The sequence below is a fragment of the Sphingobium amiense genome (assembly GCF_003967075.1).
Taxonomy (GTDB): domain Bacteria; phylum Pseudomonadota; class Alphaproteobacteria; order Sphingomonadales; family Sphingomonadaceae; genus Sphingobium; species Sphingobium amiense.
On record NZ_AP018664.1, the window covers coordinates 3,690,151 to 3,706,908 of the forward strand.

Sequence of the window (16,758 nt, forward strand, 5' to 3'; positions counted from 1 at the left end):
GTCACCTCCGCTCGCCCTAAATCACCCTACGGCCCAGAAAATCCACTTTCTCTTCGTTCGTTAATGTTGTAATTGCCCGTATAGTCATTTTATCAGATTGTGCGAGAGTCGCCATTGTTGATCCAGCCTCTCTGTGTGCGTTCGAGCAAGGCATGTTCTGTCGATCTGCCTCTGGGAAGTGCAGTCGCGTTGGGCACGGCCAAAATGCCGGAGGTTGCGGGGCGCGCTATCATGGTGCGACCATCCCGGCGCGACGTGTCCTCGCCGTCGGTAACGGGAAGGGGCCATAGATGACCGCCAAAAAGGACACGATTCTCCTTTGGATGCCTGCCTATCTGGGGTTTCACTCGATGGCCTGGCGGCAGGAAGCGGGGCAGCGCCGATCGGAGATGGATTTCGACATGGTCCGCCGGCAGATCCAAATTGCCGAGCGTGGCAAGTTCCATGCGGCGTTCTTCGCGGATACAGTCGCGGTCGGCGTCTACTCGGCCGACGTCAGCATGGAAGCGCTGAGTCGCACCGCCAAGGCATCCGCGTGGGAGCCGGTCACGCTGCTTTCGGCGCTTGCGGCCTGCACGAACAATATTGGCCTGCTCGGCACGGTGACCACAAGCTACGCCGAACCCTATAATGTCGCACGGATGTTCGCCTCGCTCGATCATATCTCGGGCGGGCGGGCAGGGTGGAATGTGGTCACCACCTCCCATCCCAAGTCGGCGATGAACTTCGGGCGCGACGCGCATTACGGTCATGGCGAGCGCTACGAGCGCTGCGAGGAGTTTTTCGATACTGTCGCGGGACTCTGGGACAGTTGGGAGGATGATGCGTTTCTGCGCGACAGGGCGTCGGGACGCTATTTCGACCCCGAGAAGCTGCACAGCCTCAATCATCGCGGCAAGCATCTGTCGGTTGCGGGGCCGCTCAATATCGCGCGGCCGCCGCAGGGGCACCCGGTCATCGCCCAAGCTGGCTCTTCCGTCGAGGGGCGCGCCTTCGCTGCGCGCCACGCTGACCTCATCTATACGATGCAGGCTGAGATCAGGCACGCCAAAACCTTCTACGATGACGTCAAGGCGCAGGCTGCCGACAGCGGGCGCAATCCCGACCATGTCAAGATCATGCCGGCGATCGGCCTGATGGTCGGCCGCAGCCGCGCCCATGCCGAAGACAAAATCGCCGCCCTGGATGAACTTGTCGATCCGGTCTTCGGGATGGAAGTGCTGTCCAGTTACATCAGTGCCGATCTTTCGGGCCATGACCTCGACGGCCCGGTGCCGGAGATCGCCGAGGATCAGGCGGGATCGAAGACGAGCCAGAAATATTTTCTCGATCTGGCCAAGCGCGACAATCTCAGCATCCGCCAGTTGATGCAGGTCGCCGCGCGGCTGGGCACGGCCCCCGGCTCGCCGATGGACATAGCCGACATGATTGAGGAGTGGATGGAGGCCGGGGCGGCCGACGGCTTCAACATTACCTTCGCCAGCGATGAGGATTCGCTGGAAATCTTCGTGGACGACGTGATCCCCGAACTGCAACGGCGGGGACTTTTCCAACGCGAGTATCGCGGAAGGACGTTGCGCGAGAATCTGGGCCTCCCGCGCCCGGATAACCGCTTCGTGCGTGGACCGGCGAAACACCAGGTCCGGCGAACCCTGGTTCCGGAGACCTGAAATGCGCCTGACCCGTGACAATGAGGCCGATACCGGCGCGTGGCCCGCAACAGGCCGTTTTGATGAGCCGCGTTCACAAATGGCAGGAAATTAGAATGTACAATTTACCTGAAAGTGTCGCCCCTTTCGCGGGCCGTATGACCGATGTCGACAGCCATGAGATGATACCGGCCCAGCTTTGGGTGGAAGAATTTGGTGAAGCAGTCCGGCCCTGGGTCGATCTGGTTGTTGCTGCGTCAGAAAATACGAAAACCAACGCCAACAATATGAGCATACCGGACTTTGACGGCGATGTGGGCGTTATTGATCCGGATACGGTGTGGACTGCAAAGGGCGCGACCGCTCCCGCCGCCACCGACATGCACCGACGCCATGAACTCATGGACGTCATGGGCGTCAAGCGGCAGTTGATGTTCCCTACCGGACCGGGACTGGGCGGCTCGATTCTTTACGCTTCGGCAGAGGACCGGCATTTCTCGATGGAGCGTTTCGGCGTGCCCAAGGGGCAGGGCTATGCCTTCGCGCGCGACCTGATGCGGGCGAACAATGAATGGGCCGTGGGCGTCGCCGCGATCTCGGACCGATTTCGCCCCGTGACGCCCGTATTTGGCGACACTCCGGAAGACCTCTATGCTATGACGGCGTCGCTTGTCGAACGGGGCATACGCGCAGTGCAGCTTTCCGCGCCCCGGCTGCCGGGTGGCGTTTCGCCGGCGCATAACGATCTCGATCCTTTCTATGCGCTTCTTGCGGAGGCGAAAGTCGCGCTGACTTTGCATATCGGCGGTGACTCGCTGCTTTTCCGCACCAATGACTGGAACAAGGCCAAGGCGTTCCAGGGGTTCAAGGACACGCCCGAAGTGGGGATGGACCCGTGGACGCTGTCTGCGCTCCATCTTGCCCCACAAAACTTCGTCGCAACGCTGGTGACGGGCGGCGTGTTCGACCGCCATCCGGCGCTGCGGGTCGGCGTGCTGGAATATTGCGCGCACTGGATTGGTCCGCTCGCCCAGTTGCTGGATCTCTGGCACGACAACAACCAGTCGATCCACCCGGTACCCTTTGCCGACGGTTCAAATGGACGTCGCCTGCCGCTGCGCCCATCGGAATATATCTCGCGCAACATCCGTGTCGCTCCCTTCGATTTCGAACCCGTCGGCAAGTATATTGAGATGTACGGCCTCGAAGACGTTTACTGCTTCGCCAGCGACTATCCCCACATCGAAGGTGGCAGGAAGCCGGTGGATAAGTTTGCGACCTCGCTTGATCCTCTGGGCCATGAAATAATGGAGAAGTTCTTCGTGACAAACGGTGAGCTTCTTTTGGCAGAGTGACCGGTAATGGCAGCGCTTTCCTTAAAATATTAAAATTCAATATTCAGATTCATAGGAGACGGCATATGTATGAACTTCCAAAGAGTGTGCTTCCCTTCGCGGGCCGTATAACCGACGTGGACAGTCATGAGATGGTTCCGGCGCAGCTCTGGGTTGAGGAATTTGGCGAAACGGTTCGGCCCTGGGCCGAAATCACAATGGCTGCGCCTATCCGCCCCAACGGAAACAATATGAACATTCCCGACTATCCGGGCGATGTGGGCGAGATCGACCCCGATACGGCTTGGACGACGAAAGGCTCCGCTGCTCCCGCTGCTACCGACATGAACCGTCGGAACGACCTTATGGATACGATGGCGATCAGTCGCCAGCTCATGTTCCCGTCGGGCGTCGGACTGGGCGGTTCGATCCTCTATGGGTCAGCGGAAGGGACTGCCCGCTACAAGACCTTCGGCGAGAAGACCTATTCCGTGGCGCTCGATCTCATCAAGGCCAACAACGACTGGGCGGTGCGGGTCGCTAAAATTTCGGACCGTTTCCGGCCGGTCACGCCGATCTTCGGCGATACGCCGGAAGAATTGATTGAAATGACCAAATCGCTGATTGATCGGGGTATCCGTGCCGTGCAGATTCAGGCGCCGCGGCTCCCCGGCGGGGTTTCGCCCGCATCGAAAAAGCTGGACCCCTTCTATGCGATGCTGGCCGAGGCGAAAGTGCCGCTGACCCTGCATACCACCGGTCTTGAGTCCCTGCTGTTCCGCACCAACGACTGGGGCGATGCAGAAGAATTTCAAGGCTATAAGATGACCGAGGAGGGCAGCCTCGATCCATGGACCCTCTCTATCTTCCACCTCGCTCCGCAGAATTTCATCGCGACGTTGGTGACCGGGGGCGTGTTTGATCGGCACCCGACCCTGCGCGTCGGGGTGATGGAATATACCGCGCACTGGATCGGCCCGCTGGCGCGCATGCTCGACCTGTGGCGCGACAATAATCAGGCCATCTTGCCCAAGACATTCGCCGATGGTTCTGAGGGGCGCCGCCTGCCCATGCGGCCATCCGAATATATCTCTCGAAATGTACGCGTCTCTCCGTTCGATTTCGAGCCGGTGGGCGAATATATCGAGAAATTTGGCCTGGAAGACGTTTATTGCTTTGCCAGCGATTATCCTCATGTCGAGGGCGGCAAGAAGCCGATCGACAAGTTCGCGGCGTCGCTGGAGCCGCTCGGACATCGCGTGATGGAGAAGTTCTTCGTCACCAACGGTGAACTGATGCTGCCGGATTGATGCGGCAATAGCTGCGTCCGGCGCTTGTGCAAAACCAATTCCCTCACGCTTGTCGGTGCCATGCGTGCCGACAAGCGAGGCCATTTTGGACCCCCTTAACGAGTTGAAGACCGCCCGCAGCCATAGCGCTGGGCCAGGAGCATATTGTTCCGAGGGGGGTAAAGGATCGTGATGATTAATCCAGACGACGATCTCGGCATTCCGAAATTTTCGTTGGCGGAGCGGGAGCGCCGCTGGGCGCGGGTGCGTCGGCTCATGGAGCGGGATGATGTGGATGCCATATTCGTGCCGCCCCATACTGGCCTTTTCGATACGCAGCAGGCAAACACGCGCTATCTGACGGGACTTGGCGGCAATCATTGGACGCTTGCGACGATATTCCCGGTCGAAGGCGATGTGACCGTTTTTACCAGCGCCGATGTGCATCCCTCCGTCTGCATGCAGCGACAGGACTGGGTTCATGACGTTCGGGTTATGACGGGCGCCTGGGGCTTCACGCGATCGGTGATCCAGCGGCTGAAGGAACTGCGTGGACTTCGCCGCCTTGGCGTCTTCGGCCTGGCTGGGAATACTCGCTTTCCGGAGGGGACAACCTCGCACGGTACGGTCCAGCTCCTGCGCGAAGAGCTTCCCGATGTGGAGCTTCTCAATGCGACGCCGCTCATGGCTGAGGCCCGTTTTATCAAGTCGCCGGAGGAAATCGCCTTCCTCCGCAAGGGCACCGAGATTCTCGAACAGGCAATAGACATTGCCGTTCAGGAAGCGCGACCCGGCGTTCCCGAGAACATCGTTTACGCGCATATGGTCGCGTCGCTGGTGCAAGCGGGCGGAGAACTGCCCGCTTTCATTCTATGGTCGGCTGGCTCGCCCCAACCGCTCTCCAACGCATATATGCCATCCCGCCGCCCCCTCCGCGCGGGAGACGTGATCATGACGGAACTTCAGGGGCGCTATGCGGGCTGCGACGCCGCTGGCGCGCAGGCGCTGTTTTTGGGGCGAGCGCCGGATGAATATCATGAGATGTTTGAACGGCAGCAGGAGGCTGTCCGCATCTGTCATGCGATGTTGCGGCCGGGACAATCGGTGGGAACCATTGCCGAGAATCTCAACGATATGACCGACGAGCGTTTCGATGTCCGTGTTCTGATGCACGGACGGGGGATGGGCGACGACTCCCCTCTCGCGGTTTTCGGGGTTCGGGATGCTGCGATGGCGAACTGGACTGTCGAGGAAAACAGCGCATTCGTTGTGAAACCGATCGTGTCGACCAAGGACCGCAGTAAATGGATATACTGGGGCGACACCGTGATCTGCACGCCGTGGGGTGCGGAACGACTTGGCAAGCGTGCCCCCGCCATCATTGAGATATTGTGATGGCCGGCATCGCAACGATCAAGCGATAAACTCACCGGACAACGTCCGCCTGCTTTGACCTCGGAGGCAGGAGGCCGCCCCTGGCGGCCTCCCGTGTAGCGTGGTAGCGTAGTAGGCGCTTGAAGCAGGCGCCCGCGAGACGGATACGCCTAGAAACTATACTTCATGCCCACGCCATAGGTTCTCGGGTCATTCGGAGGGCTGACGACGAAGTTGATAGGCGTATAGAGTGCGCGGATCGGGTATGACGCAAAGCGCCGATTCGTCAGATTTTGGCCATATGCGTAAATTTCAAAACCCTCGACCTTATAGCCGATGCGTGCGTCCAGCTTGTCGATGCTGTCGCGACTGATCGGGATTTCGTTGGCAGGGGAAAAATAGGCTTTGGACGAGAAATTATAGCCCACATTGGTGCGGAGTTCTCCTGGACCCAGCGGCAGGTTGTAATTGGCCGACACGGTGCCGGACCATTTTGGCGAGTTGCTGAGGTAATTGCCTGAGCGGTCCCATCCGGCGATACCATTGGCGTTGATGCAGGCGGTATCGTTCGCCGGGGGGGCGCTGCCGCCATTCCCTTCGCAGAAAGACTTATAGGTGGCATCGGTCCAAGAAAGATCGCCGCTCAGCGTGAGTCCGCGTGTGGGCCGCAGGACAAGGCTCGCTTCAAGGCCTTTGATCTTGGCGCTTGCGGCATTTTCGATGATCTGGACGCCAACCGTCACGATGTTCCTCACCTGGAGATCTTTATAATCATAATAGAACCCGGCGAGGTTGAATGTGAGAAGGCGGCCGAAAAATTGCGACTTTATACCGGCTTCATAAGCGACGAGCGTTTCGGGCCTGAACGTAAAGGCACTGGTCGAGCGGATCGAGTTGTTGAAACCGGGCGCCTGATAGCCTTGACTGACCTTGGCGTAGAGGAGGATATCGCTGTCCGGTTTGTAGTTGATGCCGCCATTGAAGATCGGCTTGTTCGCTTTGACCGACCCGTTGACCAGCGGCCCGGGCACCGCCGCCTTGCTGTAGTCGATCACGAAGTCCTGTGTCTCGTGAATGTAGCGCGCTCCGCCGACCAAGGTCAGATCAGGGGCGATCGTCATTTCGGCCTGGCCGAATACACCCACCGCCTCGAGATTGGATGTGTCGCGGGGGTTGGCGTAAGGCAGGGTCGTGCCCAGCGCATGCGGAGATTGGGTCGCGTAAAGTTGATCGCTTCTGTAATAGTTGACGCCTGCGGTGATCGTTAGCCAATCGCCGGTATAATTGCCGCGAAACTCCGAGTTGAAGGTCTTGTATTGGATGATCGACCCGCCCGCCAAATTGAAGACCGGAGTATAATAGGAAATATCGACACGATAATTGCGGTGCGTCGTGATGGATGTGAATTGCAGTTGGGGCGATGCCTTGTAGGTCAGCGTGATTGCCTGACCCTCTGACTTGTTGTCGTTGATATAGGTGTCATCCGCCCTCGCCGGAACGGTGATCGTGCTCGGGTTCGGCAGGCCGATGAAGACGTTGCCGGCCGGATTGTACAGCGAACTCCAGATCGTCGAGGGATTATCGCGGCGCCATGTATCTGCGGCCGCAAGAATTGAGAAATTCTCGTCGGGTGACTGATAATATAATTTTCCACGGAGGACGTAGGATCGCAGGTCGTCCAGCGATTTGCCCGTCGTCGAGTTCTTGATAAAGCCGTCGCGGGCCTCATAGCTGGCCGAGACACCTGCGCTCAACCCGGCGGCTAGCGGTCCGCTGACCGATCCGCGCGCCAGGACATGGGCGTAATTTCCGTAGCTCACGTCGAAGCCGGCCTTGAGATCCTGCCCCGGCATTCGGGTGATGATGTTGATGGCGCCGGCGGTCGAATTTCGGCCATAGAGCGTTCCTTGTGGGCCGCGAAGAACCTCCACCCGCTCGACGTCGTCCAAGGTGAAGAAGGCGGCGTCCGTCGTCGGCAGATATTCCCCGTCAATGTAGGTCGCAACCGGCTGGGCGGTGCCGATCGGACTGCCTTGGCCGGATATGCCGCGGATCGAAACCTGATGATTGCCTGCAACACCGCCTGCACCGGTGATCTGGACCGACGGAGCGACCGAGGAAATCGACTGGAGATCGAACACGTTGCGCGCGCTCAGTTCCTCGGACGTCACCGCCGTGATCGCGATGGGGACGTCCTGGAGCTTTTGCTCGCGCCGCTGTGCTGTTACGACGATGTCTGTCCCGCCCCCCTGGCTGTCGGGAGAGGGCGACTCGCTGACGCCGATGTCGGGCGCCTGTGCGTGGGAGGTGGAGCACATCAGCGCCGCCATGATTGGCGCTAGGCTGGAGCAGGTGGCGAAACGAATGACGTTCTTCGGCATGAGACCCCCTTTTCGCCGCCCCAAATTTCTGACCAAAAGTATTATCGAGCGACGAATGCGATAAAAATGATAAGCGCATAGCCTTGTCAATAGCTGAAATTCGGCCATAAAATGACCAATAATTCACTTTATGCTGATTTCTGGATCGAAGATGCGATACAACCCATTGATCCAATACAATTTTATTGGCTTAACGACAGTGATTGGCGACGGCACAAAAACATATACCAGTCGTCACATTTGACCTGTGGGGCGGCGGGGCGCGCCATTTTGCGGTGAGGGCTGCTTGCGCGACCGCCTTCCCGCAATCCAGCCACTATTCACCCATCAACGAAATGACGCTGCGTTATGAAGGCATGGCAGGTTGCCAGCACTTTCCCCACTGGCTAGGTAGCGCTTATGACAGCTTCTACCATCAGTGCTGATGCGGTTCCGGCAGTTGATCAGGAGGCGAAGAACCGGGGCGGACGCCGCGACCGGACGCGCCAGGCACTGATTGACGCGGGCATGCATCTGATTGCCCTAACATCGCTCAGCGCAGTGTCGATCGACGAGATCGTCGCCGAAGCCAATGTGGCCAAGGGCACATTTTACAATCATTTCGTCGACAAGGACGAACTGTTCAATGCTATAGTGGAATCCGTCCGGCATCAGGTTCATTCGCGCGTGGTCGGAGAGACCAAGGCTTTGTCAGATCCGGCGCGGAAGGTCGCCAGAGCCTTTTGCGTGGGCCTGCGATACCAGCTCGATCATAAGGAACAGGTTCTGTTCCTGATGCACAGCCGCTTCTCCATACGGCCGCTCAATGATCCCGTCGATGTTGGAATCGTCAGTTATATCGCAGAAGGGATCGCCTCGGGGCGTTTCAGGCTTGCGACCACCGAAGGGGGTGTGCTCCTCGTGCACGGCCTCAGCGGTGCGGCCTATGCCTATTCGATCGACGAAGCCGGCGCATTCGGCATCGTTGCAAGAGGGCAGCAATTGGCCGCGATCATGTTACGCGGGCTGGGCTTGCCGACCGAGGAAGCCGACATGATCGCCGCGCAGGAGGCCGATGTCATTCTGCGGCGGCATTTCGCGGCAGCATAAATCTGGCGCCCCGCACGCGGAATTGGTCCTAGATGCGCGGCGAACCAGCCGGGCCTGAAGCAGGATCACCAGTACGAAAGGCGCACCCGCGACGGCTTAGACGTTTTACGGCATGACCCGGCGGGAGCGTACTTCCTTCTATCAGGCGTTTGTCGCCTTATGCGGCCTTTTTGTCATCTCCCGCGATTGCTCTGCGAGCGCCTACCTTGGACATTCCCTTTTGCAATGGACGGCGGCTGTTTGACGCCGCGTATCGGCTTGGCGCGAGCGGGAGCGTGGCAGACGGAAGGGGCGCGGATCGGGCCTGATCTTCGGCCTGACATGATCGGCTGCGCACCCGGGCTGGCCGCCCGACCGCCTAATTACCAGTTTCGGAGGCAATGGCAGTGACATCTCAGGCCGCTACGCGGGCATCGGTTCAGGATCAACTCGATCGGGCGCATTATGCGATTCATTTCGCCAATCGCGCCTTGGTCAAGAATGACTGGAGCGAACCCGCCTATGCGCCTGCCCGCACGGCGTTGGACGAAGTGATGCTGATCCTGTCTAAGGCAAAATGGCTATTTGGCCGCGTTACGGGAAGCTTGGCAGGATATGCCGATCCGTTCGAATCACTCGCCGCAGAAGCCGCAGCTTTGCAGGAGGCGTCCGATCTTTTTGAACAGGTGATTGCGCGGGCAAAGGAAGTTCAGGCCTTTCTTGAGGATGAACAGCCGTTGCAGCCCTTCGCTTTGCCTGGCGCAATCGAAACACGCGGAACCGAAACTCTGTTCTACGATGGCGTTCCAATCGTGCCGTCAATCAACCCTGTCGTGGTTCTGAAAGGTTCAAATCACGACATGGGCCGTCAATATGCCGAGCAGGTGCTGGATGTCTATGGTCCGTTCATCTTCGATTGGCATGGCCGCCGGCAGTTTTCCGATGATGATTTTGCCGAGTTGCGTAGCTGGGAGGCTCAACTCCGGGAGCATATGCCGGAGATTCTCGATTTTGCACGGGGTTGGGCAGACGGCGCGACACGACGCGGTGTGCCAATGACCTATGATCAGGCGCTCGCCATATGGACTGGCGTCAATCCTCCGGCAAGGGCCGAGGAACTGATGGAAGATGCTGGCTTGTTCAACGCCGAGAAGAGCGCTGCCGCATTGCTGTTGATTTCCACTGAGAGTTGACCCGGGATTTTCATCGAGAAGTGACCCGGTTGGAAGGTATGTCCCGCTATGCGGGTGGTGGGTCAAGCGGGTTATTTTTCCTTTCGTGATTTGGGGTCCGCGGCGCTGGCCCTGAACCGAAAGCTGTCATTGCCGGTCTCGAGGATGTGACAGTGGTGGGTGAGCCGGTCCAGCAGAGCCGTTGTCATCTTGGCATCACCGAACACGCCAGCCCATTCGCTGAAGCTGAGGTTGGTGGTGATGACGACGCTGGTGCGCTCGTAAAGCTTGCTCAGCAGGTGGAACAGCAGCGCGCCGCCTGACGGGCTGAACGGCAAGTATCCGAGCTCGTCGAGGATGACGAGGTCGAGGCGCAGGAGCCGTTCGGACAGTTGGCCTGCCTTGTTCATGGCCTTTTCCTGTTCCAGCGCGTTGACCAGGTCGACGGTGGCGAAGAAGCGGACCTTCTTGCGGTGATGCTCGACCGCCTGGACGCCAAGTGCGGTGGCGACGTGCGTCTTGCCGGTGCCGGGGCCACCGATCAGGACGACGTTATGGGCGCCATCGATAAACTCGCCGCGATGCAACTGGCGGACCATGGCTTCGTTGACCTCGCTGGAAGCGAAGTCGAAGCCGGCCAGGTCCTTGTAGGCCGGGAACCGGGCCGCCTTGATCTGGTAGGCGATGGACCGAACCTCGCGCTCGGCCATCTCGGCCTTGAGCAACTGGGAGAGGATGGGGATGGCCGCATCGAAGGCGGGTGCCCCCTGCTCGATGAGGTCAGCGACGGCCTGGGCCATGCCGTACATCTTGAGGGAGCGCAGCATGACCATGACGGCGGCGCTGGCGGGATCATGACGCATGACGCAGATCCTTCCCGCGCAGCGTATCATAGCGCGCGACATTGGCCTTCGGCTCCCGGCGCAGGCTCAACGCCTGTGGGGTATCGATGGCGGCGATGCTGGTTGGCTTGCCGTCGAGCAGCCGGTGGAGGATGTTGAGGATATGGGTCTTGGTCGGCACGCCAGCTTCCAGCGCCAGTTCGACGGAACAGAGCACCGCCTGCTCATCATGTTGCAGGACCAGCGCGAGGATCTCCACCATCTCCCGGTCACCGCCGGGGCGCTTGAGCAGGAAGCCCTGCAACTGCCGGAAGGCCTCGGGCATCTCGGCAAAGGGCGCGCCGTTGCGCAGGGCGCCAGGCTTGCGCTGGATCACCGCCAGGTAATGCCGCCAGTCATAGATGGTCCGCCCTGGCTGGTCATGGGACCGCTCGATGATCCGGCCATGCTCGCACAGGACCTGGCCCTCGGCGGCGATGACGAGCCGGTCAGGGTAGACCCGCAGGCTCACCGGCCGGTTGGCGAAAGAGGCTGGCACGCTGTAGCGATTGCGCTCGAAGGAGACCAGGCAGGTCGGCGATACCCGCTTGGTGTGCTCGACGAAGCCATCGAAGGGCCGGCCCAGCGGCATCAGACTGGCGACCTCTTCGGCATGCACATCGGCGATGGTGCCGGGCAGGACGCCATGCTGGATCTGACCCCATTGCGCGATGCACTGCTCCTCGAGCCAGACGTTGAGCGCATCGATGTCGGGGAAGCTGGGCATGGGTTGCCACAGCCGGCGCCGTGCATCCTGCACGTTCTTCTCGACCTGTCCCTTCTCCCAACCGGAAGCCGGGTTACAGAACTCGGGCTCGAACAGGTAATGACTGGCCATCGCGGCAAAGCGCGCGTTGACCTGCCGAGCCTTGCCCGTGCCGATCCGATCAACCGCGGTCTTCATGTTGTCGAAAATCCCGCGCTGCGGCACGCCGCCCAGCACCCGGAAGGCCTGGGTCAGAGCGTCGAACAGCATCTCGTGAGTCTGGAGCAGATAAGCTCGGACGGTGAAGGCGCGGCTGTGTGACAGCTTGGTGTGCGCCACCTGCAGCTTGGTCTGCTTGCCGCCCAGCAAGGCCCAGTCCTCGCTCCAGTCGAACTGGAACGCCTCGCCCGGCGCAAAGACCAGCGGCACGAACGTGCCGCGACCACTGGTCTGCTGCTCGCGCTGACGATCGGCCTTCCAGGTCCGCACGAAGGCCGCAACGCGCCCGTATGAGCCGTTATAGCCCAGGACCACGAGATCGGCGTGCATCTGCTTCGCCGTGCGCCGCTGCTTGCGCGACTTGCCAGCCTCGATCCGCAGCCAGCCTGACAGCTTCTCCGCATACGGGTCCAGCTTGCTCGGCCGCTCGGGAACCTTGAACTGCGGCTCTACCGTGTCCGCCCGCAGGTACTTGCGGATCGTGTTGCGCGACAAACCAGTGCGCCGCTCGATCTCCCGGATCGGAACCTGCTGCCGGAAATGCCAGCGCCGGATTACACTCAATAACGCCATGTCGATCACTCCTGAATCCTCCGACCAATCAGCCAGAGGGAAGTCAAAACATGGGTCACTTCTCAGTGGAAACTTATGCCCCTCCCGGGTCAACTCTCAGTGGAAATCAACAGCGAGATGCTTTTCTGCCAGTCACCGCTGCCCTGATGCTCGACCGCCAGCCGAAGGCTCAGCGTGTCGGTGATGGGCCCGCTGACATAACCACTGACATCGAACTGGTCGAACCGTCCATAAGTCGCAGTCGCGCCAGCCTCGAACGTGTCGGAGGGCTTGGCCGCCACATAGTTGATGGCGCCGCCAGTGGAGTTGGCACCGAAGAGCGTTCCCTGCGGCCCTTTCAACACTTCGACATGATCTGCATCGAGGCCGGCTGCGCGGCGACTGACAGGATGCGAGCGTAGCGACAATCAAGATGAGAATCGGTTGTTGGGGTGTCGGTGAAGGGCGGAGGGCGTAGCCCGAAGCCCGTAGCCGAGACCCCAACAACCGATGGCCCTTTAATGGAGGAGCCGCAGATCGTCGGGGCCGACCCAATATTCATTGGCATATCCAGATTGGAGGGAGATGCCGTGAGTGCCGGGTTGCCAAGTCAACGATCATCAAATGAGGCTTTTCATGAAATTGCGACAGACCAACCCGGTCCCGGTGGCTGCGGCGAAGGCCGGGTTCAGCACCGCGACGGGCTACCGGATCGCGAGCGATCCGGTGCTTCCTTCACACCGTAAAGCGCCCCGCGGCCGACGGCGACCTGATCCGTTGGAATCGATCTTCGAGAGCGAGATCGTACCAATGCTGAAGGCGGCACCTGGCTTGCGGGCGGTGGCGATCTTCGAGGAGATGCGCCGTCGCCATCCCGATCTCGATTTTGGGGTTCGCCGCACGATGGAGCGTCGTATCCGTGCCTGGCGGGCCGTTCATGGCCCGGAACAGGAAGTGATCTTCCGCCAGACTCATGAGCCGGGGCGAATGGGCCTTTCGGACTTCACCGACATGAGGAGCCTCAAAGTCACGATCGCGGGTGCGCCCCTCGATCACCTGCTTTACCACTTCCGCCTGGTGTGGTCAGGCTTCGAACATGCCCATGTCATCCTGGGCGGCGAGAGCTATGTCGCATTGGCTGAGGGGCTGCAGAACGCGCTTTGGATGCTGGGCGGCGCGCCGGGCGAACACCGCAGCGACAGTCTGTCGGCCGCGTTTCGCAACCTTGATGCCGATGCCCGTGCGGACTTGACCACACGCTACGACGCCTTGTGCGAACATTATGGCATGACGCCGACCCGCAACAACCGCGGCATCGCACATGAGAATGGCAGCGTCGAAAGCTCCCACGGCCATCTCAAGGCGGCGGTGGAGGATGCGCTGGCGATGCGTGGATCGACCGACTTCGAGGACCTCGCGGCCTATCGCAGGTTCATCGACGAGATCGTTGCCCGAAAGAACCGGCGCAGTGCCGCCCGCATCGACACCGAAAGGGCAACGCTCAAACCGCTACCTGATCGTCGCACCAGCGACTACGAGGAACATATCCTTCCCGTCACCTCGTCCAGCACCTTCGTTCTGCGCAAGGTGTTCTACACGGTGCCGTCACGGTTGATCGGGCATCGACTGCGTGTGCGCCTCTACGATGATCGGCTCGATCTGTTCCTGGGCGGCAGTTATCTCATGACCCGGCCACGCGGTCGCCCGAAAAGCGCTACCGAACATGGCTATGTGGTGGATTACCGTCACGTGATCCATAGCCTCAGGCGTAAGCCGATGGCCCTGCTGCAGCTGACCTATCGCGACCAGTTGTTCCCGCGCGAGGCGTACAGGCTCATGTTCGAACGGCTGCTCGAAGCCATGTCCGAGCGTGACGCTTGCCGTAAGATGGTCGAGTTGCTGTCCATGGCCCATGAACGGGCCTGCGAGGCCGAGCTTGCCGATCTTCTCGCCCAGGACCTTGACGAAGGCCGGCTGCCTGACATCGCCGCGTTGCGAACGCGCTTCTCGCCCGATCCGGCCGCGCTGCCCGAGGTGGTGGTCGAGCTTGGCCCCCTGACCGACTACGATGCCCTGCTGCTGGGAGAGGCCGCATGACCAAGGCCCATAACGTCGATGCCCAGCGCCTGAGCTTCATCCTCAACGAGTTGAGGCTTCCTGCCATCAAGGTGATCTGGCCCGAGTTTACCGAACGTGCCGACAAGGAGGGCTGGCCCGCCACCCGACTGCTCGCTGCACTTACCGAGCATGAAATGGCCGAACGTGACCGGCGTAGGATCGAACGTCATCTGAGCGACGCACGATTACCACCGGGCAAAACGCTCGACAGCTTCGCCTTCGACGCCGTGCCGATGGTCTCGCGGGCGCAGGTCACGGCCATGACCTCGGGCGACGGATGGCTGGAAAAGGGCGCCAATCTCATCCTGTTCGGCCCGCCGGGCGGAGGAAAGAGCCACTTGGCGGCAGCCATCGGCCTGCAACTTGTCCAGAATGGTTGGCGCGTGCTGTTCACCCGCACGTCCGAGCTGGTCCAGAAGCTTCAGCTCGCGCGCCGCGAACTGGCGCTCGAATCCGCCATCGCCAAGCTCGACAAATACCACCTGCTCATCCTGGACGACCTCGCCTATGTCGCCAAGGATCAGGCTGAAACCTCCGTGCTCTTCGAGTTGATCAGCGCACGCTATGAGCGCCGATCCATGCTCATCACGGCCAACCAGCCCTTCGGCGAATGGAACCGGGTCTTCCCGGATCCCGCCATGACGCTCGCGGCCGTCGACCGTCTCGTTCATCACGCCACCATCTTCGAGATGAATGTCGAGAGCTATCGTCGCAGGGCCGCCCTCCAGCGACAGACAGGGGCTGGAAGGACCCCAAAATACGCGACAATCAAATCCATCGAGAAAATGTCGATCAGCGACAATCAGAGCGAAGAATCGCCCTTGCCAGCGACAATCTAACCCGGCACCATGAACCCGCCGCGACAATCTGTTCTCATCCTGATAGTCGCTGACCTCTCACCCAGATCGTCGCGCTATAGCCGGCACCCCGCGTCATTGCTGCAAAGGGAATGGGCGCTTCATCGACATATACCGTCACCGCCGGGCGTGTGCTGAGAGAGGAATCGTTGAATCCGACACCGCGAAGCGTATAGACGCTCACGCCTGTTGGTGTCTGGACGACGTTCAGCCCCGGCGTGATCTTCGGCAAGTCCTCGACCGCCTTGATGCCAGCCAGTTGCAACTGCTCCCCGGTGGCTACCGTGATCGTCATCGGCACCGCGTTCGCGCTCTGCTGATATTTCTGCGCGGTGACGATGATATCCTTGAGCTGGTTGTCGTCCGCCGGTGGGGGCGCGCTTGTCTGGGCAATCGCGACACCGCTCATCTGGGCAATCGAGAATAGGCAGCATCCCGAATAGAATATGGCTTTCATGGTCATATATTTCCCCTTCCTAACTATGATTTATCTGCTGAAAAGTGGATATGCCGCGCGCTATCGCAGGCAGAATGATTCCAAAGTATAGTATGACTCGGCTTGACGCCGCATCTTCTGCGACGCGGTCGGGGCGGGACCCATTGATTGAGGTTGCCGGGAAGCGGGGGCGCCGACTGAAAATTGGCTTGCCCCGAGCCATCCACTGCTAGATGGGCGAAGTTCCCGCTTTTGAACCACCCTGCTCAACGTGACGGCTGGCGGAGCAAGGCGGCGGGCCTCATTCCTCGCATTGATGCCCAGACAAAGCTTGCGCCCCATTGAGCGAGACGTCCAAGCACGCTTCGGCATGGGGTAGCCTGCAACCGACCAGGTTGCGATTGCGCTGTCACTCAAGCAGGCTGTCATTGCCGGCATCGCTGCATCATCCCCCAACATTATGTTATTCGTTTATCGCTACTTATTCTGCTGTGACGAGACAGCCAAATAGCCTTTCACACTTGGGATTGGCCGTGCGAACAGGTTTGCCACCTGCCGCCTCAGGCCTTCCCGGCGTTCATATTTCGCCTGGTGACAAGCGCATTCGAGTGTCGCGTCAATCAGAATGAACATAGAATATATTCTAAAGAAAAAGCCGCGTCAAGATGAGCGATGTGGCTGTCGTCCGCCATGAGGCACGTGGCGCAATTGACAGCGTTCGC

At 60.1% G+C, this 16,758-nt stretch carries 13 protein-coding genes; 8 read left to right on the forward strand and 5 right to left on the reverse strand.

From position 1 onward, the window contains the following. Positions 1 to 290: 290 nt before the first annotated feature. From SAMIE_RS17790 to SAMIE_RS17805, 4 genes are all read left to right on the forward strand, one after another. A complete protein-coding gene (locus tag SAMIE_RS17790; RefSeq protein ID WP_066700535.1) occupies positions 291 to 1,670 on the forward strand; it encodes an LLM class flavin-dependent oxidoreductase in 1,380 nt (459 codons plus the stop codon). Positions 1,671 to 1,807: 137 nt separating this feature from the next. Further along, positions 1,808 to 3,004 carry an amidohydrolase family protein gene (locus SAMIE_RS17795; RefSeq protein ID WP_162849086.1) on the forward strand — a complete coding sequence of 399 codons (1,197 nt, stop codon included), beginning with the start codon at positions 1,808 to 1,810 and terminating at the stop codon, positions 3,002 to 3,004. Beyond that, positions 3,001 to 4,293 carry an amidohydrolase family protein gene (locus tag SAMIE_RS17800; RefSeq protein WP_126516891.1) on the forward strand — a complete coding sequence of 431 codons (1,293 nt, stop codon included), beginning with the start codon at positions 3,001 to 3,003 and terminating at the stop codon, positions 4,291 to 4,293. Before SAMIE_RS17795 ends, SAMIE_RS17800 begins: the two co-directional genes overlap by 4 nt. 171 nt (positions 4,294 to 4,464) lie before the next feature. Continuing rightward, positions 4,465 to 5,667 carry a M24 family metallopeptidase gene (locus tag SAMIE_RS17805; RefSeq protein ID WP_066700531.1) on the forward strand — a complete coding sequence of 401 codons (1,203 nt, stop codon included), beginning with the start codon at positions 4,465 to 4,467 and terminating at the stop codon, positions 5,665 to 5,667. A 149-nt stretch (positions 5,668 to 5,816) separates the two neighbouring features. On the opposite strand, the gene SAMIE_RS17810 is transcribed toward SAMIE_RS17805, so the two are convergent. After that, the gene (locus tag SAMIE_RS17810; protein WP_083952472.1) at positions 5,817 to 8,135 is read right to left on the reverse strand and encodes a TonB-dependent receptor; all 2,319 of its coding nucleotides are present in this window, start codon (positions 8,133 to 8,135) and stop codon (positions 5,817 to 5,819) included. Positions 8,136 to 8,426: 291 nt separating this feature from the next. On the opposite strand from SAMIE_RS17810, the gene SAMIE_RS17820 reads away from it, so the two are divergent. Continuing rightward, positions 8,427 to 9,116: a TetR/AcrR family transcriptional regulator gene (locus SAMIE_RS17820; protein ID WP_066700527.1), complete on the forward strand. Its 690-nt coding sequence runs from the start codon at positions 8,427 to 8,429 to the stop codon at positions 9,114 to 9,116. 386 nt (positions 9,117 to 9,502) lie between these two features. Continuing rightward, complete coding sequence (locus SAMIE_RS17825) at positions 9,503 to 10,288, forward strand: C45 family peptidase (protein WP_145988136.1); 786 nt, start codon at positions 9,503 to 9,505, stop codon at positions 10,286 to 10,288. A 71-nt stretch (positions 10,289 to 10,359) separates the two neighbouring features. Here SAMIE_RS17825 and istB (SAMIE_RS17830) read toward each other — a convergent pair whose 3' ends face one another. From istB (SAMIE_RS17830) to SAMIE_RS17840, 3 genes are all read right to left on the reverse strand, one after another. Beyond that, a complete protein-coding gene (gene istB, locus SAMIE_RS17830; RefSeq protein ID WP_066704332.1) occupies positions 10,360 to 11,130 on the reverse strand; it encodes an IS21-like element helper ATPase IstB in 771 nt (256 codons plus the stop codon). Further along, positions 11,120 to 12,646: an IS21 family transposase gene (gene istA / locus SAMIE_RS17835; protein ID WP_066704330.1), complete on the reverse strand. Its 1,527-nt coding sequence runs from the start codon at positions 12,644 to 12,646 to the stop codon at positions 11,120 to 11,122. Before istA (SAMIE_RS17835) ends, istB (SAMIE_RS17830) begins: the two co-directional genes overlap by 11 nt. A gap of 89 nt (positions 12,647 to 12,735) precedes the next feature. Continuing rightward, the gene (locus SAMIE_RS17840) at positions 12,736 to 13,053 is read right to left on the reverse strand and encodes a hypothetical protein (RefSeq protein ID WP_126516895.1); all 318 of its coding nucleotides are present in this window, start codon (positions 13,051 to 13,053) and stop codon (positions 12,736 to 12,738) included. A gap of 166 nt (positions 13,054 to 13,219) precedes the next feature. Between SAMIE_RS17840 and istA (SAMIE_RS17845) the strand changes: the two genes are divergently transcribed. Together istA (SAMIE_RS17845) and istB (SAMIE_RS17850) are read left to right on the forward strand one after the other, a co-directional pair. Next, complete coding sequence (gene istA, locus SAMIE_RS17845; protein WP_011950689.1) at positions 13,220 to 14,722, forward strand: IS21 family transposase; 1,503 nt, start codon at positions 13,220 to 13,222, stop codon at positions 14,720 to 14,722. Then, complete coding sequence (gene istB / locus SAMIE_RS17850) at positions 14,719 to 15,582, forward strand: IS21-like element helper ATPase IstB (protein ID WP_004211466.1); 864 nt, start codon at positions 14,719 to 14,721, stop codon at positions 15,580 to 15,582. The genes istA (SAMIE_RS17845) and istB (SAMIE_RS17850) overlap by 4 nt, the downstream gene beginning before the upstream one ends. 34 nt (positions 15,583 to 15,616) lie before the next feature. Here istB (SAMIE_RS17850) and SAMIE_RS17855 read toward each other — a convergent pair whose 3' ends face one another. Next, positions 15,617 to 16,063 carry a TonB-dependent receptor plug domain-containing protein gene (locus SAMIE_RS17855; RefSeq protein WP_066701042.1) on the reverse strand — a complete coding sequence of 149 codons (447 nt, stop codon included), beginning with the start codon at positions 16,061 to 16,063 and terminating at the stop codon, positions 15,617 to 15,619. Positions 16,064 to 16,758 lie beyond the last annotated feature (695 nt).